20 protein-coding genes are annotated in these 21,514 nt (G+C 41.7%); all 20 read right to left on the bottom strand.

The genetic code is table 11. The annotated features are described in order from the left end of the window. Positions 1–65: 65 nt before the first annotated feature. On the bottom strand, positions 66–917 hold the full coding sequence (locus ACYQ3Q_RS15525) for an alpha/beta hydrolase (protein ID WP_459929444.1): 852 nt from the start codon (positions 915–917) through the stop codon (positions 66–68). Between the two features lie 283 nt (positions 918–1,200). Continuing rightward, the gene (ytxJ, locus tag ACYQ3Q_RS15520; RefSeq protein ID WP_459929443.1) at positions 1,201–1,569 is read right to left on the bottom strand and encodes a bacillithiol system redox-active protein YtxJ; all 369 of its coding nucleotides are present in this window, start codon (positions 1,567–1,569) and stop codon (positions 1,201–1,203) included. A gap of 211 nt (positions 1,570–1,780) precedes the next feature. Beyond that, positions 1,781–2,404 carry a hypothetical protein gene (locus ACYQ3Q_RS15515; RefSeq protein ID WP_459929442.1) on the bottom strand — a complete coding sequence of 208 codons (624 nt, stop codon included), beginning with the start codon at positions 2,402–2,404 and terminating at the stop codon, positions 1,781–1,783. Positions 2,405–2,714: 310 nt separating this feature from the next. Beyond that, positions 2,715–4,448 (bottom strand): transglycosylase domain-containing protein, encoded by a 1,734-nt coding sequence (locus ACYQ3Q_RS15510; RefSeq protein ID WP_459929441.1) that lies wholly within the window; start codon positions 4,446–4,448, stop codon positions 2,715–2,717. A 178-nt stretch (positions 4,449–4,626) separates the two neighbouring features. Further along, positions 4,627–4,851: a hypothetical protein gene (locus ACYQ3Q_RS15505; protein WP_459929440.1), complete on the bottom strand. Its 225-nt coding sequence runs from the start codon at positions 4,849–4,851 to the stop codon at positions 4,627–4,629. Beyond that, positions 4,848–5,216: a hypothetical protein gene (locus ACYQ3Q_RS15500; protein ID WP_459929439.1), complete on the bottom strand. Its 369-nt coding sequence runs from the start codon at positions 5,214–5,216 to the stop codon at positions 4,848–4,850. The genes ACYQ3Q_RS15505 and ACYQ3Q_RS15500 overlap by 4 nt, the downstream gene beginning before the upstream one ends. 20 nt (positions 5,217–5,236) lie before the next feature. After that, positions 5,237–6,013: an IS21-like element helper ATPase IstB gene (istB, locus tag ACYQ3Q_RS15495; RefSeq protein WP_459929438.1), complete on the bottom strand. Its 777-nt coding sequence runs from the start codon at positions 6,011–6,013 to the stop codon at positions 5,237–5,239. Further along, positions 6,010–7,479: an IS21 family transposase gene (gene istA / locus ACYQ3Q_RS15490; protein WP_459929437.1), complete on the bottom strand. Its 1,470-nt coding sequence runs from the start codon at positions 7,477–7,479 to the stop codon at positions 6,010–6,012. The genes istB and istA overlap by 4 nt, the downstream gene beginning before the upstream one ends. A 392-nt stretch (positions 7,480–7,871) precedes the next feature. After that, positions 7,872–8,789, bottom strand: coding sequence for an EamA family transporter (locus ACYQ3Q_RS15485; protein ID WP_459929436.1), 918 nt, complete (start codon positions 8,787–8,789; stop codon positions 7,872–7,874). Positions 8,790–9,102: 313 nt separating this feature from the next. Further along, positions 9,103–10,308: an aspartate aminotransferase family protein gene (locus ACYQ3Q_RS15480; RefSeq protein ID WP_459929435.1), complete on the bottom strand. Its 1,206-nt coding sequence runs from the start codon at positions 10,306–10,308 to the stop codon at positions 9,103–9,105. 106 nt (positions 10,309–10,414) lie between these two features. Beyond that, the gene (locus ACYQ3Q_RS15475; RefSeq protein ID WP_459929434.1) at positions 10,415–12,571 is read right to left on the bottom strand and encodes an aldehyde ferredoxin oxidoreductase family protein; all 2,157 of its coding nucleotides are present in this window, start codon (positions 12,569–12,571) and stop codon (positions 10,415–10,417) included. 240 nt (positions 12,572–12,811) lie between these two features. Next, on the bottom strand, positions 12,812–13,795 hold the full coding sequence (locus tag ACYQ3Q_RS15470; RefSeq protein ID WP_459929433.1) for an ornithine cyclodeaminase family protein: 984 nt from the start codon (positions 13,793–13,795) through the stop codon (positions 12,812–12,814). Positions 13,796–13,944: 149 nt separating this feature from the next. Then, entirely contained in the window at positions 13,945–15,144 is a 1,200-nt protein-coding gene (locus ACYQ3Q_RS15465) for an NAD(P)/FAD-dependent oxidoreductase (protein WP_459929432.1), read from the bottom strand. Positions 15,145–15,354: 210 nt separating this feature from the next. Further along, positions 15,355–16,071 carry a FadR/GntR family transcriptional regulator gene (locus ACYQ3Q_RS15460; RefSeq protein WP_459929431.1) on the bottom strand — a complete coding sequence of 239 codons (717 nt, stop codon included), beginning with the start codon at positions 16,069–16,071 and terminating at the stop codon, positions 15,355–15,357. Positions 16,072–16,200: 129 nt separating this feature from the next. Beyond that, positions 16,201–16,749 carry a flavin reductase family protein gene (locus tag ACYQ3Q_RS15455; protein WP_459929430.1) on the bottom strand — a complete coding sequence of 183 codons (549 nt, stop codon included), beginning with the start codon at positions 16,747–16,749 and terminating at the stop codon, positions 16,201–16,203. Positions 16,750–16,796: 47 nt separating this feature from the next. Continuing rightward, positions 16,797–18,119, bottom strand: a complete 1,323-nt coding sequence (locus ACYQ3Q_RS15450) for a lactate racemase domain-containing protein (RefSeq protein ID WP_459929429.1) — start codon at positions 18,117–18,119, stop codon at positions 16,797–16,799. After that, the gene (locus tag ACYQ3Q_RS15445) at positions 18,116–18,844 is read right to left on the bottom strand and encodes an ABC transporter ATP-binding protein (protein ID WP_459929428.1); all 729 of its coding nucleotides are present in this window, start codon (positions 18,842–18,844) and stop codon (positions 18,116–18,118) included. Before ACYQ3Q_RS15445 ends, ACYQ3Q_RS15450 begins: the two co-directional genes overlap by 4 nt. Next, positions 18,822–19,631, bottom strand: a complete 810-nt coding sequence (locus tag ACYQ3Q_RS15440; RefSeq protein WP_459929427.1) for an ABC transporter ATP-binding protein — start codon at positions 19,629–19,631, stop codon at positions 18,822–18,824. Before ACYQ3Q_RS15440 ends, ACYQ3Q_RS15445 begins: the two co-directional genes overlap by 23 nt. Then, a complete protein-coding gene (locus ACYQ3Q_RS15435) occupies positions 19,619–20,638 on the bottom strand; it encodes a branched-chain amino acid ABC transporter permease (protein WP_459929426.1) in 1,020 nt (339 codons plus the stop codon). Before ACYQ3Q_RS15435 ends, ACYQ3Q_RS15440 begins: the two co-directional genes overlap by 13 nt. After that, positions 20,639–21,511 carry a branched-chain amino acid ABC transporter permease gene (locus tag ACYQ3Q_RS15430; protein WP_459929425.1) on the bottom strand — a complete coding sequence of 291 codons (873 nt, stop codon included), beginning with the start codon at positions 21,509–21,511 and terminating at the stop codon, positions 20,639–20,641. Positions 21,512–21,514 lie beyond the last annotated feature (3 nt).

Genomic DNA, 21,514 nt, shown 5'->3' with positions numbered 1-21,514 from the left:
ACCTTGTACATCGAAATACCTTACCCCATTTAAGAGTAAGGTACAATTAAGAATTATATCATAGATTATTTACTATTTTTAGCTTCAATGGTCAGAGAATCTAACCAGTTTATTAAATAGCCCATTATTTCTGCCTTTTCGGGTTCATTATGAAGCTCATGATACAAGCCGGGCCAAATTTTCAAAGTACAGTCTTTCTTGATCTGTGCCGCCAATTTTAACGAAGCGTCAGCGGATGTAATGCGATCGTTCCCGCCGTGCATGAGTAACAAGGGTAAATCAAACTGGGCAGCATTTTCCACCGCCCAGAATCCTGCCTGGTCTACCGTCGTAAACATTCGGACAGAAATGCGGTCGTGGACAAGAGGATCTAAGTTATAAGTATCGAGAATACTGAGGTCATGAGATAAAGCATAAACATCGATACCACTAGGCAGTGAAAAAGTAGGCCAAACTTTATTCATTAATGAGGCTAAAAATCTAACACGCGCAGATGGTTCAATCGTCAAGCGAAGCCAAGGACTCGTTACAATAACTCCCTTGAATTTGGGCTGGCGGCGTAAACAATAATTAAGCACTAGGTTGCCACCTAGGCTATGTCCATACAGGAAAAAAGGTATCTTTGAAAAATGTTTTAAACATTCTTGTTTGAAACAATCAATATCATCCAACAGGGTTTCATAGGAGGTCGTATGGCCACGCTGACCCAACGATTTTCCATGGCCACGTTGATCATAGCTCATTAGTGCATAGCCTGCTTGGGTTAAGGCCAAGGCCAAATGAGCATACCGACCACTATGTTCTCCCATTCCATGTACAAGGCAGACAACTCCCTTAACTTCGTGCTCAGGTCGCCACTCCCGAGCAAAAAGAGCAGCCCCGTCATTAAGTCTAAACTCAAATTTTCTATACTTCATGAGTAGCTGGCATCCCCTTCCTAATATCCTCTAAGCACTAAAACAATTTAATCATTGTGTTCCAACTCCAGAGTAGGTACGAGAAAATAGCTATATATTCTCTGATTGCTATTCAATCACCTTTATTTATTCTATTATTTGTAATAAACAGCCTGATAAAGTCTCTTCATTAGGCTACTTTGCCTAAATACAACATAAACTAACGCCCTCAGCATTAACTAAGGGCGTGTTTTGTGTGTAAGGAAATAATGTATATAATTCTTATGGGCTATACTTATCAGCTTTATAGGCTTATATTGAAAGGCTGAGATTCCCCTTCCAGTGCCTTAATAATATTACTTTCTGTCACTGACTGATGAGAAGCATTCCACAAAACCTGTCGATCACTCACGAGGAGCACTTGAGGAGATTGATGCTTGATCCCAAACTCTTCAGCCACTTGATTGGAAACCGGCCGAGATTCAATCACCTTGATCATGGTTACAAGGACCTCATTCGTACTTTCACTGATAAAATTCTGGACCTCGCTCCAGGCACGAGCACTAACTGGACAAGTCGTGCTGTGTTTGAAAATAACAATCTTGCGCAGGCACGACTCAGCGAGAACTTCACTCCAAGCTTGAGAATTATTTACTTCTTTGAATTCAGCCATGGTTTTCACTCCTTTAGTATGCAATTCACTGTTCAGTCAGAAGTTTTTCGCTCAGTTTCCTTTCAAATCCTGCCAACGGCAAAGAACCTTTTCCAAGAGATCTACCTCTATAAACAAACTGACCCCTAGTAGAGCCATCATAATAATTCCGGCAAACATTTCATAATTAATAACTGTTTACGATATTTGCAAACAAATATTAAATGTGCCATTATGAGATATTTTGAATGATTTCTTGAGATATAATCCATGATTTCCTCGCCTGTATTCTTTCCATCTTATTGAATTTCGGTATGGGTTTTAAGGTTACTTTGTTCCCTTTGGTATCCATTAGAATCGCATACCCTGTCCTCATTCTGCCCTTAATGAAATACTCAGAGCCTAAATACCTAACCTTGTCAAATTTCCTAAACCCTTGAATTCTACCTGTCGGAATTCTTTGGTCTGATCTGACTCCTTTAGATTGTTGATAGTCACCGTCAGACACACACTTCTTGAATAATACTACATTAGTTTTGAATTCAACCTCATTGCCTTGACTTGCAATAGCAACGGCATCCATGCAATGCTCTTTAGGTAAGTTTAATAACTGTCTATGCTCCTTGGTTACGAATCCAAATGTCTCTTCCGCACAGGGTAGTGATTTCAGGATTTGAGTTCTTATACTATTCATTTGAGTAGCATGTTTTAGATGACCTTTAGTTTTTCCACCCTTCAAGGCAATATCTCCAACAAATAGAGAATCCGACATCATCTCGACAAAGATAATTAGGCTTTTTGCACTCACAGCACCGAACCTTACCTCAGTTCTACTTAACTGTGAATGATAGAGCAACGGTCTGATGCGTCAACCGAAGGTATCGTGACCTAACTATCGTAGTATCCGTTTCTGAATACTGAGTCTGGTGAACTTAGCTCCATTTCAGAAGCCACTATCCCTTTAGGGTAGTGGGTAGTTCACTCTCGACACTCCTCATCTTGAACTACCTTTATTCTAAAATACAATTTACTATCTTCGACATAGGACCTGTTATTCCTTTTTCCAATTATCAAAGATTGAATTTGGTTACACCTGCAAAATCCACAAGCCTTATCTTACATTCTTACATAATGTTTGTTTATCTGTTCTTGTCATTAGCTTCATCTTAATCCTTGTCTTTACCTTTGCCTTTATCTTTATCCTTACTCCCGTTCTCCTTAATAAACTGCTCATCGTCGCGTTCCTTGAAATTAAAATTATCTTGGAACCACTTATAAAATCGGTTAGATAGTTTATTCTGCTCGATGTAGTCCTGAGGAATCTCAAAAGGGATAACTGAAGTAGATTTTAAGGCTCTAGATAAGATTTCACGGAAAACCACGGCGGGCTCGGAGCCGCCCGAAGTCGTTAGGTAGTGATTGCGATCCGTGTTATCATAACCCATCCATACAGCAGCCGTGAGTTCTGGAGTATAACCAACAAACCAAACATCTTTAACGCCTTTGCTGATTCCAGAAAATTCAGGGGTATGGGGAAGTTCGACAGAACCCGTCTTACCCGCTGTAGGACGGATGAGATTCGCCTTCTTCCCGGTGCCATTAGTGACAACATCTTGTAACATTAAAGTCATCATATAGGCTACCCTTGACGTAGTCACTTGAACTGCCTCTGGTCGGGCTTGGAATAAAACACTACCTTCTTTCGTGGTAATCTTACTAATGGCATAAGCTTTATTCATAACCCCAAGATTAGCAAATACTCCATAGGCTTGCGCCATTTGAAGCGGTGAGACCCCTTTAGAAAGACCCCCTAGGGCTAAACTGAGGGTATGATCCTCTTTTTCTAAAGGGATCCCACTCCGTTCGGTGAAATCAACACCGCTATCCACCCCGATTTCGTTCAGTAACCAAACTGCGGGGACATTCCAAGAGTGACGGACTGCCTCTTGCATAGTTATATACCCTCGGTATTGATTATCATAGTTCTTGGGAGAGTACCCATTGATATTTAAGGGATGGTCATCGACCTTGGAATCCGGAGTATAGCCTTTTTCCAACGCAGGAGCATAAACAGACAAAGGTTTTAACGCTGAGCCCGGTTGGCGTTCAAGTTGGGTTGAAGTTGCATGGTTTAAGCCGCGGTAAACCCTTTCTCCCCGGTATCCCACCAACCCTTTGATGCCTCCCGTTGAGTGATCTAAAACTACCACACCACTTTGAACAATTTGATCGCTTTTGCCTGAGGGAAAGAATCGGTTATCATCATAGACCTCCTCAGCTGCTTTTTGAACCGCAGGATCCATCTGAGTATATATTTGCAGACCACCGTTCAGGATTTGTTCTTCCGTAAAACCGATCCTATTAATTGCTTCCTCGATAACATAATCGACATAAGCAACGAGAATTTCATCCTTATCAAGAACGGCCTCAATCTTTAAGGCATAAGCTGCTTCCTTTAGTTTTCGGGCAAGAGTTTTATCCGAAGCTAAGAAAAGATTTTTGGCTAATTGTTGGGTAATCGTGCTTCCTCCTTCGGAAAAGTCACCCGATATTAAATCTCGATAGAGAGCACGTGAGATAGAGCGCAGATCGACCCCTTGATGCTCGTAATAACGACGGTCTTCAACCGCAATAATAGCCTTTTTCATGATTAGAGGGATTTGCTGTCCAGTAACAGGTTCAATCCTTGAGGATGAAAGCTCGGAAATTCGGTTGCCTTTTTGGTCGTATAGATAAGAAGGATGCGCAAGAGGGGTCTGTAATTTGCTAATATCTAGGGAGGAGATGTAAAGGGTAATTCCTCCAAGCGTAGAAATGATCAATACTACTAGAAAAATGCTTAATCTACCCCAAAACTTAGGCTTTCTCCAAGGTTTGTAATTTTTAAATGCGATTGTCAAGAAAAAAGTGAGCCAGTCGCCAGAAAAAAAGTGAGCCATTAATGCTAGGAAAAATGTGAGCCATTATTGCATAAACGCTGGAAAAACTGAGCCACTTCAATGGCTGTATCTGAACTACATAAAAGCACTTAAGTTTACCACTTACAGTTGATGCCGGATAGTAACTTTACGCCCCTTCTTATGCGTAATTATCAACAACAATCTTGTTCCTGCCGCCGGGGCTGTGGATAGTGTGGTCAAGCTCTTTTAAGACAAACCCTAAATTGCTTGACCAAGCAATGTGGTCAACCTGAAGCGGCCAAGCGAAAGGTTGTCCACATTGTGGCACTATCCATAGCCCGATATTAGCAGTTCCGTATTGAATTCTCGACCATGTATCCCATAATCCATTTACCTCGATCAACAGAACACGAAAGTTTTATTAATTTTGGGTGGTGATGACAAAGCGTTAACTAATGGATAAAAGGCAATCACCGTTTCGTTCATATTAATTGACTCAGTTTGGGCGTAACAACCTGGACACGGAAATGGAGCACTCGTTAAGAGTTTTGGATCTTCAAAAACACTCATTACCTCTCCACACTCACAACAGTGTAATTCATAGCTATGTTTAAGTATTTCCTCCGCATCCATATTATAGAGCACGTCTAATACTGCTTCTTCAGGGCATTGTAAGAGATGGGCCACCTCAGACGGATAGATAGCAGAGACGTTTCTATCGACCAAGATTTGAATGAGTTTCCGAATGTGACGATTTTGTTTAGTCATGTTATTACTCCATTCTACCTTTATTTATGGTTCTCGGCCCTTTTTCCGTTTAATATCGTCTGTTCAAGCCGATAGGAATCCACGGTATTCATATTGAGGATATGCGAACGGAAGGTAATCCTATCGATCAAGGCGGCAACCATCATTTCATTTTCAAATAGGTCGGTCCAACTTGAAAATTCCAGATTGGTTGTTATTATAATGCTGGCGCGTTCCGATCGCTCCGATATCACTTGGAACAGCATCTCTGACTGGTGCCGGTTGAAGGTCAGGTAGGACAATTCATCGATCAGCAATAAATCGACTTTGCTAAGACTCTTCTCTAGCTTTGACAATCGGTTGAATTGAACAGCTTCAGCGAGCTCGTTAGCAAGATGAACAGCCGTGAAGAATTTCACATTAAACCCAGCGTAACAGGCTTTCATACCTAACCCCATCAAAAGATGGGTCTTCCCAGATCCCGAATTGCCGATCATCACGATATTTTGCCTGTTCTTGATAAAATCACAGGACGCAAGCTCCTGTATGTAGCCTTTTGAAACGTGCTCCAGCCTTTCAAAGTTAAAGTCATCGAGCGTTTTCATCACTGGAAATCCTGCTTGTTTAATCCTTCGGCGCTGTCCTGATTCCTGTCTTTGAGTGAGTTCTAATTTCATAAGCTCACACAAGAATTTATCATAGCCATCGTTGGTGGAGAGTTGTCTGATGATATTTTCATAGCCTGTAAATGAAGGAATTCTTAATTGTTTTGCGTAGATTTTTATGGTCTCTTTTAAGGGATTTAAGCTGCTACTCATACTGCAGCACCCCTATTCATAAGGTCGTTATATTTTTCGAACTGCGGTTTTGATACTTTGACGTCTTGCCTTAAGGGTAGCTTAGTCGGTTGATTTACCGGTATCAGGTGCGCCTGGATTTGTTCTGTGGTTAGTTCTGTGCTTTGAATGCATTTGATGGCTGTCATCAAACGTTCCTCACCAAATTGGATATACATTCGCAAAAGTTTTACCATCTCACGAGGGCCGGACAATCGCCTTCCTATCTCCATCAGTTCTTCCGAAAGGGTGCTCTTGACCGGTTTTGCGTTGTAGGCGCTGCGGGGGCGTTGTTCGATCAAATCTATGTAATGCTCAAGCTGATATTTTGTGATGCCTCTTTGGTAACACCGAGAATACCTCGCTATCTCGGAACTGCGATACAGAATGGCTATCTCATTGCCGTATCCTTTAATCGTTACTTCTTTGCTGACATACTTAACCGGAACCGAGTAGTTGTTGTAATCAAATCGGACGGTTGAAAACTCATCCACTCTGGCTATGATGCTCTTGCTGGGATCATACTTATACTTCGGTAGTCTTGCCATCCTAGCGCTTGAGCTTTGAGCCATCATGCCGACGGTTTGTTCTCTGCCTTTGATTGTATGGTTTCGGTAGTTTAAGCACCGACGAAGTATTTCAGTACTCAACTCTTCTATGGTTTCTACTCTTGGTATAGGAACCAGGATATTTCGTCTTATCCAACCTACAAGCCCTTCGACAAGACCCTTTTCATGTCCACTAGCGATGTTGCAAAATTCCGGTTTGAAGGCATAATGGGCGGACAAGGCGGCGTATCGAGCCTGTATTTTTGCGTGGACACCAAAACCTTCTTTGACGGCGACCTTTGCATTGTCGAAGATCACTTTGCGAGGGGCTCCACCAAAGTACTCTAACCCGCTGATTTGTCCTTCAAGGAAGCTTTCCTCATTTTGTCGATAAAATACTTTGCAGAACATATCGGCACTATAACACTCCCGCATACACCACAAATTAACTTTAATCTTCTTACCGGCCAGGTACACGGTGGCTTCTCCCCAGTCCACCTGGATTGCTTCACCTGGGTCATAGGATAGGGGAATGAAGACTTTCGACTGCTTGGCTTTGAGCTCCGCCACGATCTCTCGTATTGTAGATTCACCGCCAGAGAAGTCTTTCTCTGCAACTAGTCGGTCGAAGATCCGTTTTGCCGTGTGCTTCTGCTTCTTGATATTTTCCGCCTCGTCTTCTACAAGACACTCCTTAATGAAGTCTAACACGTCATCCGTTATGACATATTTGTTGCGACCGCTCGTTCCCTCCCTTTCCCAAGGCACATGTGATCCGTTAAAATACCGCTTCACTGTGTTCCTTGATATGCCAAGTATCTTCGCTATTGAACGCTGGGACAGGTCTTCATGTTCGTGCAGGTGCCGGATTTTCTCGTAAATCTCCACTTCTATTGCCACTCCTTTACCTCCGTATTACCAGATTTTCGACTCTCTGATTATACAGGGTTTTTTATTGTAAGTGGCTCACTTTTTTCCTAGCGTTTCCTTCAATTCTGGCTCACTTTTATTATAGCGTTCATATTTTAAAAAAGCGGATGATTTTAAATAAATGTACACCCACTCTTGATTTTTGAAGATGTAGTGTACTCAATCTTTCCAACTAGGATTCCTTCTTTCTATAGATAGCCTTGATAAATAGTACGAGTCTCAATATTATTGTTCCATAGTGGAACAACCATACCAGCAAAAAAAGTCTTGCTCGATCTCACAGACAAGAGCCTTTCACTCACTTCAAACTAGAACTGAGTGAAAGGCTCTTAGAAGTAAACACTAAATAATAAAACGGTTCTTTAATTTACTGAGGAATTGACCTGCTGGATTATTTTTGGAGCGGGGGGCAAAACGGCCAAAATTCCTCCCAAAACCACGAAAATTCCTCCTACTACTTGTAAGAGTGTAAGGCTTTCTCTAAATAGTATTACGGCTAAAACAACCGTTATCACTGGCTCTGTCGTACTGATTATTGAGGCAGACGTTGCCCCTATACGTTTTATACCCTCAAAAAAGGTTAACATTCCAATAACGGTTGATAATAGTGCGATTCCAGCCATTACCATCCAAGTCCCCCAGGATAGGTTCCACGTCATGCTACCCATAGAGAATCCGATGATCCCATAAGTAAGTGTGGCAGCAGTAGAAATTATTGTAGTACTTACTAAAGCTGTCGTCGTTTTCAATACTTTATGGCCAATGAGTATATAAATAGCATAAACAAAAGCAGACCCTAGGGCAAGAATAACCCCCAAGGAATTAATTCCTTGGAAAGCTAAACCTAAGACCATGACTAGGCCGAAGGTTGATAGTAACAATCCTAAAAGCTTGTAAGTAGAAAACTTTTCTTGACGGGTTAGTACTGCAATCACGGTAACAATCACTGGATAAACGTATAATAGTAAAGCTGCCAGCGAGGCTGGAATAAAGCGTACCGAGGACATGTAAAGACCCGCCATCAAAGAATAGCAAATCCCCCCCATCCCCCATAAAATGAGCCATGTCTTTAGTGGCAATCGTGGAAACCCTTCTCTCCAGAGAGTGACCATCCAGAAAAAGAGTACAGCAATGAAAAAGCGCACAAATAAAACTGTCGCCAGACTTGCACCACCTAAAAATGCAAATTTACCTAAAATTGTATAAAAGCTAAAACCAAAGGTAGAAATTAAAACTAATAATACGCCTATTCCAATTGATTGCTTGGGCCAGTTTTTCATTCGTTTACTCCAATTTCTAGTAATTATTAATAGCATGGCTATCTTCAACCAAATTTGTGCAATTCTTTTTAATTTTAGGTTATTTCTATTGAATCAGTCTCATTTTTAGAGAATCTATCTACTATTCAACGATTTTTGTCTAATTCCTGCTATTAATATTGATATTTTTGTTGTTAGTAACAGTTTCTCTAAGGAACAATACCACCTTATGTTACCACTTTATAGTTTATTAATAAATAGAAAAAGCCGGAATAATCCGGCCTAAATCGCAGCAACACTTCCTAATGATCAAAATTCTCTCCAGGCGATCAGCTTATCCCAACTTGGAGAAAACGTCGTCCAAGATGGCCAAAGCCTCGTCGATTTCCACGTTCATTACAGTTAATGGTGGCAAAAAACGAAATGTTTTGCCTCCAACGCAATTAATCAAAAGGCCATTTTTGCGACACTCATCCACGATTTGAGGAGCCTTTTCACCTACGGTCAACCCTAACATCATACCCTGACCGCGTACTTTCTCCGCTACCCCATACTTTGCTGCTATTTGGTCTAACCCATGACGTAAATACTCTGAGCGTTCTACTACACCCTCTAAAAATCCATCTGCTAACATAACCTCAAGTACCGTACAGCCTACTGCCATCGCAAGAGGATTTCCTCCGATGGTCGTACCATGATCTCCAGGTTCGAACGCCACAGCGACCTTTGCCGTGGCCATTATCGCCCCAATGGATACTCCACCGCCAAGTGCTTTTGCTAAGGTCATGATATCTGGAGTCACCCCGCTCCATTGATGGGAAAACAACTTTCCCGTCCTTCCTACTCCGCACTGCACTTCATCAAAAATAAGCAGGGCATGGTTGCGATCACACAATTCACGAGCTTTTTGGAGGAATTCTTCGGTTGCTGGATTAACCCCTCCTTCCCCTTGGATTGGCTCGATCAGCAACGCCGCTGTATTCTCATTCACTGCACTTTGCAAAGCCTTGATATCATTCAATGGAACATAGGAAAAACCCGCCGGTAAAGGCTCATAACCTTTATGGTATTTAGGTTGCCCAGTGGCCGTCAAGGTAGCTAATGTCCGCCCATGAAAAGAATTAGTTAAGGAAACTACTTCATACTTATGTGTACCGTAGTTCTTTTTTGCACATTTACGAGCCAACTTCATTGCACCTTCATTAGCCTCACCCCCACTATTGCAGAAAAATACCTTATCTGCAAAAGAATTAGCGATCAGAAGCTCAGCAAGAGCCACCTGGTTAGGAATCCAGTACAAATTTGAAGTATGTAAAAGTTCCCCAGCCTGCCTACGGATTGTCTCTACCACCTTTGGATGGCTGTGACCTAAAGAGTTAACAGCTATACCCGTTACAAAGTCTAAATAACGCTTGCGATCTGCATCCCAAACCCATACTCCTTCACCTTTAGTTAAGGCTATCGGAAATTGGTTATAAGTGTTCATAAGCGCCACTTTTCCACGTGAGATGATTTCATTTGTACTAAAATTTTCAAGCATGGCTTACTTCTCCTTTCTCCAACTACTTATTTATTCTACAGATATGGCGAAATCCGGACAGATCATAGAACATATGAGATGGATCACTTGAATATCGCTCTAACATTTAGGCGTATTTCTTCACCACGTCTACTACCTCAGAAAAATCTATACCGAGGCGCTGCAATGTATCCACAGTTGGTATTCCGTTGGAGTTCCAACCCCTTCGTATATAGACTGCATCACACAATTTCTGATATTGTTCTTCCCTGTAGTTTCTTAATATCTGAACTTTTTCTTCAGTCGTTTTTTCCACTGTGTCTATATTCAAGATTTCTTTCAACTGTCCGTCATACCTGTCCTGTCTAGATTCATATTCTTCTAGGGTCACTGGACCGACGGCTCGATAAGGTACTTTGTCATATTCACGGGTTCCAAAACCCATTCGCAAATTAAATACCCTGTGAAAGTTATAGACAACTTCCGACTGTCTAATTAGTTCATTATTGTCAATATTAGACCCGGTCACGCCGTTATATAGTTCTACATAGTTCTGCACATGTTCAGGGACTTTAGCTGGTTCTGCAGTGGTGTGATTATCAGCTGGAACGATATCATTCCATGGCAGTTTGCACAATCCGACTAAGCTAAACCAAGTCCGAAACATAGGATAATAGAAGAGCGCTTCGGCCTTATCTTCAAAGGTAGGAATTTGATTATTAACCATGTCCATAAAGATGACCCAGGCCTCATCATGTTGAGGTCCTTTATTAGTCAGACCGTACCCTCCTTGCTGAGCTAGGGATTCTTTAGTCACATATTCTGAGAACTCAAGGCCTTTGACTTCCATGCCGATGTCTTGCAAAAAGTCTGGATTGGCTCCATATTTTTCAATAAACACTTTCTTCATTCTACGGATACCCAGCCCGGCAATCATACCAAAGCCTTCACCCTTAGCCATCTGGTGAAGTAGTTCCAGAGCAGCCTCAGCATTACCAAAGTTTAGTTTTAGTCCACCCGTAATATCCAGATTAATAACTCCGTTTTCGTAACACTCCATTACAAAGGCTGTGAGGGTCCCGAAGGAAATTGTATCGACTCCGTAAGTATCACAATAAAAATTAGTTTCGATCACGAATTCTGGATCGAAAATACCTAAGACACTGCCGGCAGCGGAAAGCGTCTCGTATTCCGGACCGTCAATTAACACCTCTTTGTCTTTATAGGGCCCGGTTTTAAGCTTATAGGAATTGATCACTTTGGCACAAGAAAGAGTACAGCCATACCAACATTCGTCGTGACCATTAAGATTGAAATACTTGGAGAGGAGGACAGCGTGAGAAATGTTTTTTGCATTCGGATCAGAACCAAACTTATAATTACGCACGGGTAAAAGATCATATTCATCCATGATCTTGACAATATGAGTTGTTCCCAGTGTTCTCATTTTGCATTGTGAATCATCTAAACTTAAGATTTCCTTGTGCATTTTTTGACCCACTTTTTTTAATGCAGAAAGGTCGTGCGGGTTGTTTAAATCTCCCCTAATTTTAAGGCTCTTTATCACCAAGGCTTTAATATTCTTATCTCTAAATACCGTTCCTAAGCCGCCTCTTCCGGCTTGTTTTATTCTCACCGCTTTTCGGCGTGTATCATAAAAAGAGAAATTGAGAAGCCCAATCAAGGTATGTTGAGCTGCCTCTCCAGCAGTTACTACCGAAACGTTTACTTTGTCTTCTTCACTTTCGGCATACATTTCTGTTAATTGTTCAATCAGGATGTGGCTGTTAAGCGCCTCTAAAGGAGCTTCTTCAAGGGTCACTGTTCCTTTAGTTCCATCAATAAACAGAATAACGTCGCGTTCGGCTTTGCCTTGGATTTCAAGCGCGTCCCAGCCGGAGAATTTCAAGAAAGGGCCGAAATAACCGCCAACATTACTATCCATTGCGGATTCAGTCAAGGGAGATAAACCGACTACATAGGATTTACCAGCACCAGGGTATTGAGTTATGCCACCAATCGGGCCGGGAGCAATAATTAGCTCATTTTCAGGATCATTCCATTTAGTATTATCATTAATACCATCCCACAATAGTTTTAAACCAAAGCCTCTTCCACCAATAAACCTCTGCTTCATCAATTCAGTTACAGGTTTTTCGGCAAAGGTGTTTGTCGATAGATTGACATATAAGGAACGGTTAGCATATCCCTTTTCTATTTGACCAAGTTGATAGTTAAATGTGCCTAAGAGTTTATGCGATTGTTTCATTTCTGCAAGATTCATTTTACGTTCCCTCCAACTATGGCATATAATTGTGCCCTTATTTATTTTTATCCGTAATAATTTGATCAACTTTACTGTATAGAACTACTAACTAACCACCCTGACCTAATAAGGCTTAAGTACCTCTATTCTTTTCTTGGATTTGCCCATAGTTATTTAAGAACTACTGCTGAAAGGCTTTAAATCTCATTCCTTTCGCTGAGCTTAAGGGATTAAGGGGAAATCAATCATAGATTTATTCTAAACGGGAAGAAGTTGGCCCAGCCCTTGTTTTAAAGCAAGGTTGTATACTAAAGCAGCTACAGCAACATCTTCGAGTGACAATCCCAAGTTGATCGCCATGATTCTTTCCGAATCATTAAGCCGGCCAGATAGTTTACCTGAGACTAGGTCTGCCAGATCCCCATAAACCGGTGGCACTGCGCTAAAATAACCCATTTGACGATGACTTTCAAATTGTGGAACATCATCGACATAAATTCTGTCTACAGCGTCAAAACTGCTTTTCCTCCAGTAGGAATCATAATCGATCGGCGCACCAAAACAGCCTTCCTTTAACCATGACCCTTTAATGACAGGATCAGGGTTAGTGACAATGGGCCCTGCAGAAATGATGATGTCACTTCCCTCAACGGCTTTCTGAGGATTGAAGGCCTGTTCGACTATAACCTTAAAACGCAGTTCCATTTCCTGGCCAAACAGAGTGATAGCATCCTTGTTGATGTCATAGGCTTTAACGATTTTAATTTCGGGACAGATCGCTAGGACTGCTTCTAACTGTGTACGGGCCTGAACTCCGCAGCCTAGAATTGCTACTGTCTGGCTATTCTTGCGCGCCAGATACTTAGCAGATAGCCCTGTGACAGCGCCTGTACGAATGGCAGTCAAAACGCCTGCTTCCATGATCGCCATAGGAACCCCGGTTTCTTGGTCGTTTAAGACAATCAATCCTGAGATATAAGGCAAACCTTTTGCTCTATTTTCCGGATAGGCGCTGATCCATTTGAGTCCTGCGACATTATACTTAGGAAAGCTACAGACCATTGCATTGATAAAGTTGTCATCCCGTTTAGGATGCAATTCAATCTTTGCCAAAGCATAAACGTTTCCTTTAGCTTTTTCCAGAAATGACTCTTCCAGAAGGCTAATAACTTCAGACATGCCAATACTTAAGGAACCTATATTGTCTTTAGACAAGTACAAAACCTCACTGCCAATCTTCATAAGCCCACTCCCCCTTTGCCAATTTATGGATTATTGATGAATGTTAGCTATAGATTTCAGTTGGTATTAAACTGAGATTTTCTGGCCTAGTTATATTCAGTCCATGGTATGACCAATTTTGAGAATATCCCTTGCTTTGCTTAAAGACTCTAGTAGACTTCTTTTTCTAAGAGCAATTGCTTTTTATCAAATCGTTCCAAAGAAAATGGGGTCAAATCAATGGTTTCATACCTACCTAAGCGGATCAGCTCTGATAAGCATTTACCTGCTGCAGGTGCCTGTTGGAATCCATGACCACTAAACCCCGTGAGCAAATAATAACCTTTCATCAGTGGATGCTCACCGATAATCGCATTATGGTCAATATAGTTATATTCATAGAGACCAGCCCACCCCTGTTCCAATTTTAACCTTTCAAAATTTGGGGAACGTTCAGCCAATAACGGCCATACTTCATCCGTAAAATAGGATTTATCCAAATGGAAATCATATTGGTACTGGTAATCTTCCTGCCGGTCTACCATATGAGCCCCTTCCCGGGAACCAGTAATTATTTTCGGTCCTTCGCCCAAGAAGTAAGTGCCGTTAATCGTATCGAAGATAAATGGGATGCTCTTTTGAAATGGAACAGTCAAATCGACACAATAAACTTGTTTACGAAGCGGTCGAACCGGTATATCTAATCCCGCCGTGCTACTTAATTCACCAGACCAGGCTCCGGCAGCATTTACCACAATTGATGCGTGATATTCTTCTCCGCTTTCCAATCTCACGCCGCTTATTTGATGATCCCCATCAGTTAAAATAATTTGAACTTTTTGATATATATACTCTACACCTAACCGTTTGGCATGTTTTACGTACCATTGCAGGACTGAATAAGGGTCTATGTTACCAGCAGCCACATCGAAAACAGCACCTGCTAAATCATCAACTATTAGTTCTGGAACGAAGGACTTAATTTCTTCTGGACTTAATAACTGTATATTTATGCCAAAACTCTTTTGTAATTTCATGTTCTCTTTCAACATGGATAGTACTTGATCATTAGCCAAATACAGATAACCATGTTGTTTAAAATCAATGACGGCTGGATCTCCGTCCAGGGCCATTTCTTTTTCAAAATTCCCATAGATTTGTATACTGAGTTGGGACAATCGAATATTCCCTTCAATGCTGAAGGTATGCCGAACTCCTCCATAACTACGTGGAGTGGAAGAATACTCATACATCCGATCTTTTTCAAATATAGCAATGCTGCCTGTATATCCGTCTTTGCGCAAGTTGTACGCTAAACTTGAGGCCATGATCCCGCCACCAACAATCATTAAATCGTATTTCTTAGCCATATTACCCTCCATAAACTCAAATTTAGTGATTAAACCATCTTATTAATAAAAACACAAACTTGTAAGCAGCAACTTACCACATCACTCCAATTTAAGGTGCAATTAAGTTCTATTGGTATTTTTTATGGTAGCCCTTGGTATGACCAAAAAATTTAAAAAAATATCTCATCCTTAGCAAGATGTAAATTTAATCAGGATGCCAAGAAAAAACTACTCCTCTACTCCTCGTAACTTCTTTAACTCTTGAATTGATGTATGTATGTGCTCGCTGACCGCTTCTGCAGCTGCTTCGGCATCGCCAATCTTTATGGCTTCGTAAACACGTCCATGTTGTTGCGACCAAAGCTGGCGATTTTCTTGCTGTTCAACAAGTTTTTGTCGGCTAGGTCCATAGTATTCTTTCATTAACCCCATTAATACTGTCATTAAGTTTTGCAGCACTGGATTGTGAGTAGCGCGGACTACACTAAAATGGAACTCGCTGTCCGACTCATCGGTATTTCGCCCTTCATTTACATCATCTTCCATATTGCGTACCAATTCATACATATTGTAGAGATCAGCACGATCAGCACGTTTAGCGGCTATGCGCGCGGCGCCTGTTTCCATCACTAACCTAGCTTCCAACAAGTCAAAAATGCCGTCTATCTCTTTAAGTACTATGGTGGCAAAAGGATCAATTAAGTCATTAATGTTTACCTCTTTAACGTAAGCACCGCTCCCTGGTGTAATCTCTAACAACCCTTGGGACACCAAAGATGTTAGCGCCTCACGTACAGCTGATCGGCTAACGCCCAATGTTTCGGCTAATTGTCTTTCTGGTAATAGCTGGTCTCCCTTCGCTAAAGTACCATCTTGAATCAAGCTTCTAATCTTTTGTGCAACTTCTTCGTATAGACGAGTACGTTTTTTGCGAGTAAGATCCATAAATTAAAAATCTCCCTTAATTTGTTATAGTCTAAGATCAAGTTATTCCAATCAAGAAATCATATTAAAACTTATTACAGACATTATCCTCAACATTTAGTATCAGCTAATATAAAATCATAGAATTACCTATTTCTTTACTTTTAAAGAATAACCAAAAGTCCCAATTTGGTTTGATAAAGGTCTGTATTCGTTACTACAGAAAGAGATAGGCTTAATTTTGTCTAAATCTGGTTTACCGTGATCATCCAATACTTCATTATTATAGTGAACCGTTAATACATCAGCAATAAAAACATCATGGGTACCTAAACAAACAATTTGCCTTACTCTGCATTCCAAATTAACTGGGCATTCAGCGATCAGGGGAACCTTCACATGACAAGCTTCTATAGGCGTCAGACCCGTCACCTGGAATTTGTCCACATCTTTACCTGAAACCTGACCACAGTAGTCAACAATTTGGGCTTGGTCTGCCGTGGGAATATTGATTACGTATTCCAATGACTGAGTAATTAACTGGTGCGAATACCTTCCTTTTGGACGTACACTTATATATACCACAAGCTGAGGTCCCGATGCAAGGATTCCCGTCCATGCTATGGTGATAATGTTCGGCTTATTATCTTCTTTGTTTTGAGAAGTCACGAGCACTGTAGGCAAAGGGAACAAGTCCATAAAAGGTTGTTTTATAGTTTTCTTATTAATGGCTTATTCCTTCTTTCTTATTCAAATTTAGGAATAACCTTCCCGGCATAGGGTAAGACAGTAACGCGAGCTTGTGGTCCGTGGTCTTTCAAGGCCGCATCCATCGCCTGCTGCAAGGTCGAGGCATGCCCCATATGAACATCGCGCAGTTCTTCTTGGGTCATACCGTCCGTTACGACCACCATCTTACATTTTAATTTGTGTAGGAGCCATGAAAATGCATAGAGAACTACCCCTTCCTCTGGCGGCATGGTATCATCTCTAGTCAAAGCACGTATTTCCTCAGGATCCGGCATCCGCTTCATCCAATCTGCGTACTTTTGCTTCAATATACCTTCGTAAATGCCCTCCCGACATTCGCAGGGCACAATCACTGTTCCCCCGGGTTTAATGATGTCATCCAAAGCTTGAATAGCACGTGATGCACCTTGATAAAGACTAATTTCAAACCCAGCAGAACCGACGCCAGCTACTACAATATCCGCTTTCTCATGAATAGTAACTTCCAGGCTACGCCCAGATACAGCGACACCATCTCTATGTACCTCTATATGTTCTCCAGCTAAAATTCCTACAATTTGATTCTCTTCATCAAGAACGGTATTAACTACCATTTGTAAACCAGCAACCGCTGCTGCCTCTTCTATATCCGCTCGCACGATATTTTGCGGCGGCAGTACTCCGATCATCGAACCTCTACCAGATTTTTCTAATTGATCCGTAAAAAGTTTGTGATTTGTGTAGATAGTTTCTTTACTGACGATGCCCGGAAGTACGGTCTTTCCACCGCCAGTCCAGCCTGCCATCAAGCAAGGAACAATATTTCCAGTCACGATTTTTATATCTGCATCAGCAAATTTATGATGGATCTGCACGGGGGTACCAAAACTTGTCGTACCAAGCTCAATATGAACCTTTTCAAAAGGTCTATTATTGAGAACTTCAATCCGGTCTGCTATCTCTGCCCCAAGGTTTTTTTCGATGTCCTCCTTACTATCCGGTGTATGTACACCAGTCCCGATAATAATTGTGACATCAGCGTCTTCAATTCCCAAAGCATGAAGTTCACTCAAAAGAATAGGGAGGATTTCGTTATTCGGTGTAAGTCTAGTACGATCGGTTACCCCAATGGCTATTTTTTTGCCAACGGCGGCAATTCCCGCTATACCTGTTTTAATCAAACCGTCCTTAATAACTTTCTGCATCACGACCATCGGCTGATCAAGTGGTGGTAAGGGCATTGGGTTATAAATACCGATCAAGTTCTGCACAGGCACTATGGCTATTAATTCCTTCGTACCACTAGGAACCGTGAAACTCACATTTGTATCACTACTCATAATGCTACTCCTTTTCTTTTGTGTGTTCCTAGATAGGCTTGCTTCACTTCCGAGTTCGCTCTCAGCTCACTCGCAGTTCCCTCTATTACAATCTTACCAGTCTCCAAGACGTAAGCTCTGTCGGCATTTGCCAAAGCCATGTTGGCATTTTGCTCCACCAACAAAATAGTTGTACCGGTTTTCTTAATCTCCCTGATCGTGCGGAATATCTCTTTTACCACTATTGGAGCCAAACCCATGGAAGGCTCATCCAGCAATAATAATTTGGGTGATGCCATTATGCTCCGGCCAATCGCTAGCATCTGTTGCTCACCACCACTAAGGGTGCCACCATATTGTGCTTTGCGTTCGTATAACCGTGGAAACTTTTCAAAGACACTCTGCAAATCACTGGCTATCTTGGGCTTATCTTGCCTGACATAGGCTCCTAACATCAGGTTTTCTAGAACAGTTAAGTTTGGAAAAATACCACGCCCTTCTGGAACATGGATGATACCAAGCTTTACAATCTGATCTGCTTTTAATTTGCTAATGTCATGGCCGTCAAACTTGATCGTACCCTCTGCTAAGCGAAGCAAACCGGATATAGCCTTTAACGTTGTCGTTTTACCAGCTCCATTGGAACCGATTAAGGCAACAACCTCACCGGCCTTAACATTGAGTGATATACCCTTTAAAGCAGGAATCACTCCATAACGCACACTAACATTCTCTAGTGACAGCATCGCCATCCTCCTCATCGTCACTACTTCCGATATACGCTTCTATCACTTTCGGATCATTTTGGATGGCATCTGGCAGCCCATCCGCAATCTTTCGTCCATAATCTAAGACGACGATGCGTTCGGAAATATCCATGACTAGATCAAGATCATGCTCAATTAGAATAATCGTCTTATTCATTTCCCGGCTGATACGGCGTATAAGATCCATCAACTCCACTCTCTCCTGACTATTCATACCGGCAGCAGGTTCATCAAGCAATAATACTTCACATTCAGTCACTAAAGCTCGCGCTATTTCAAGCAAACGTTGTTTCCCATAAGGTAGATTAGCCGCCAGTTCTTCTAATTGATCGTCTAATCCTACAATAGAGAGTAATTCCTTACAGTAATCTATGGTCTTTCTTCTCTGTTCGTTCACTTTTCCAGTGTGGAATAAAACCCCGAACATTCCTTCTTTACTACGGCAATGGTGACCAATCATCACATTTTCAAGCACTGTAAGAGTGGGAAACAAGCGAATGTTCTGAAAGGTTCGAGCGATACCTCTTTCCACTAGGACATGGGCTTTAAGGTTCTTAGTTGATTTCCCTTTAAGTCTTACCTCGCCAGTCGTTACTTGATAGACACCGGAGAGCACATTAAACAAAGTCGTTTTACCAGCACCGTTAGGTCCAATAATTGCCAGTATCTCCCCCTGATTAGCATGTAAGCTAACGTGATCGATAGCCATAATGCCACCGAACTGAACAGTGACATTCTCCATTTCGATTATTTTTAGTGCGGCCAATTTGTTCCACCCCTTTTCGTCAGGTGGTGACTTTTATCAAGATTTTTGAGGATTACATTACGAACCCGTTTATTAGCTCCCCAAAAACCTTCTGGTTTAAATATCATCATGCCTACCATTAAAGCACCATACAATAACATGCGGTAATCCGCCATAAAACGCAACACTTCTGGTGCTAAACCCAAAACAATTGCCCCAATTACTACGCCTGGAATACTAGCTAATCCGCCTAAAACAACCATAGCGAGAATGGTTACTGAATCCATAAATGTAAATGAATCTGGACTTACGAACGAAATATAAGTTGCATAATACCCCCCCGCTATCCCTGCGAATAAAGCGGCAAAGGTAAACGCCAGTAGCTTAGCCCGTGTAGTGTGTACTCCCACTGCTTCTGCTGCTACTTCGTCGTGACTCACTGCAATAAGGCTGAGGCCAAATTCAGATTCAGCAACTCGTACCATAAAGAGTATCGTAATAATCAAGATAACTAGTATTAAGTAATAAAAGGGAATTTTAGAAAAAAACATGTAACTTCCTATTTCTGGGGATGGAATACCGGGTAACCCCATAGGACCCCGGGTTACATTATCCCAATTCAGAAAAACTAAGCGAACTATCTCGCCAAAACCCAAAGTAACAATAGCTAAGTAATCCCCTTGGAGGCGAAGAGTTGGCAGTCCCAAAAGTAAGCCAAACAAGGCTGTGATAAGCCCGCTTATGGGGATTGTCGCCCAATACGGTACATTGTAGTTCAACATTAGCAAGGCCGTCACGTAAGCACCAATTCCATAAAACGCTGCGTGACCAATTGACAGCTGTCCAGTAAATCCAGCTACTAAATTAAGACTAAGACTGAGTACAACATAAAGACCAATCGTAATCAGTACATGCATTAAATAATCGCTTTTAATGGCCAATGGTAAAATTATTAATCCAAAAAGTAAGATCATAGGAGCCTGTTTACGACTAACAAATTGAGTGATTACACCTAACACCTTCTTCACCTACACTTTCTGCTGAATATTTTTACCTAGCAGACCAGTGGGTTTGATCAGCAAGATGATAATCAGCAATCCGAAGGCAATAGCATCCCTGTACCCCATCGACAGATAAGCTGCTCCCAAGTTTTCACAAACACCTAACAAGAGCCCTCCCAGCATGGCCCCTGGTATACTTCCAATTCCACCGAGCACAGCGGCTGTAAACGCTTTAAGACCAGCGGTATAGCCCATCACTGGGTACACTGCATCATAATAAAGTCCGACCAGAATGCCGGCAGCTGCAGCTAAAGCCGAGCCGATACCAAACGTTACAGAAATTACATTGTCGACTTTGATTCCCATCAGACTAGCAGTATTAACGTTGTGTGAAGTAGCCCGCATTGCCACCCCCATCTTAGTCTTATGCACAAACAAGTGTAATCCAAGCATCAATAATATCGCAACCACCATAGCATATATCTGAATACTGCTCAGGATCACGCCACCAAAATTAAACGTTTTGATTGCAAACGAAGGAGGGAAAGATTGGGTTTGTGTCCCCCACGCCAATTGAGCAAAGTTGACTAGGAAAATGGAAACACCCAAGGCGCTTAAGAGTGGCCCCAACCTAGTCGAGTGCCTGAGTGGACGATAAGCTATCCGTTCTACGATAATCCCTAAGATGGCTACAATGAGCATCGATAGTAACATCGCTGGGATAAGGCTCATGTGAAACTGCTTGACCAAGATAAGACCAGTGAAAGAACCAATCATGAAGATGTCCCCGTGAGCAAAATTTATGATCTTTAAAATCCCATAGACCATGGTATAGCCCAGAGCAATCAGGGCATACATACTTCCTGCCGTCAATCCGTTGACAAGTTGCTGAAAAAACATAGG

This window comes from Desulfosporosinus burensis (genome assembly GCF_054657535.1).
This window is presented reverse-complemented; position numbering and strand designations above follow the sequence as displayed.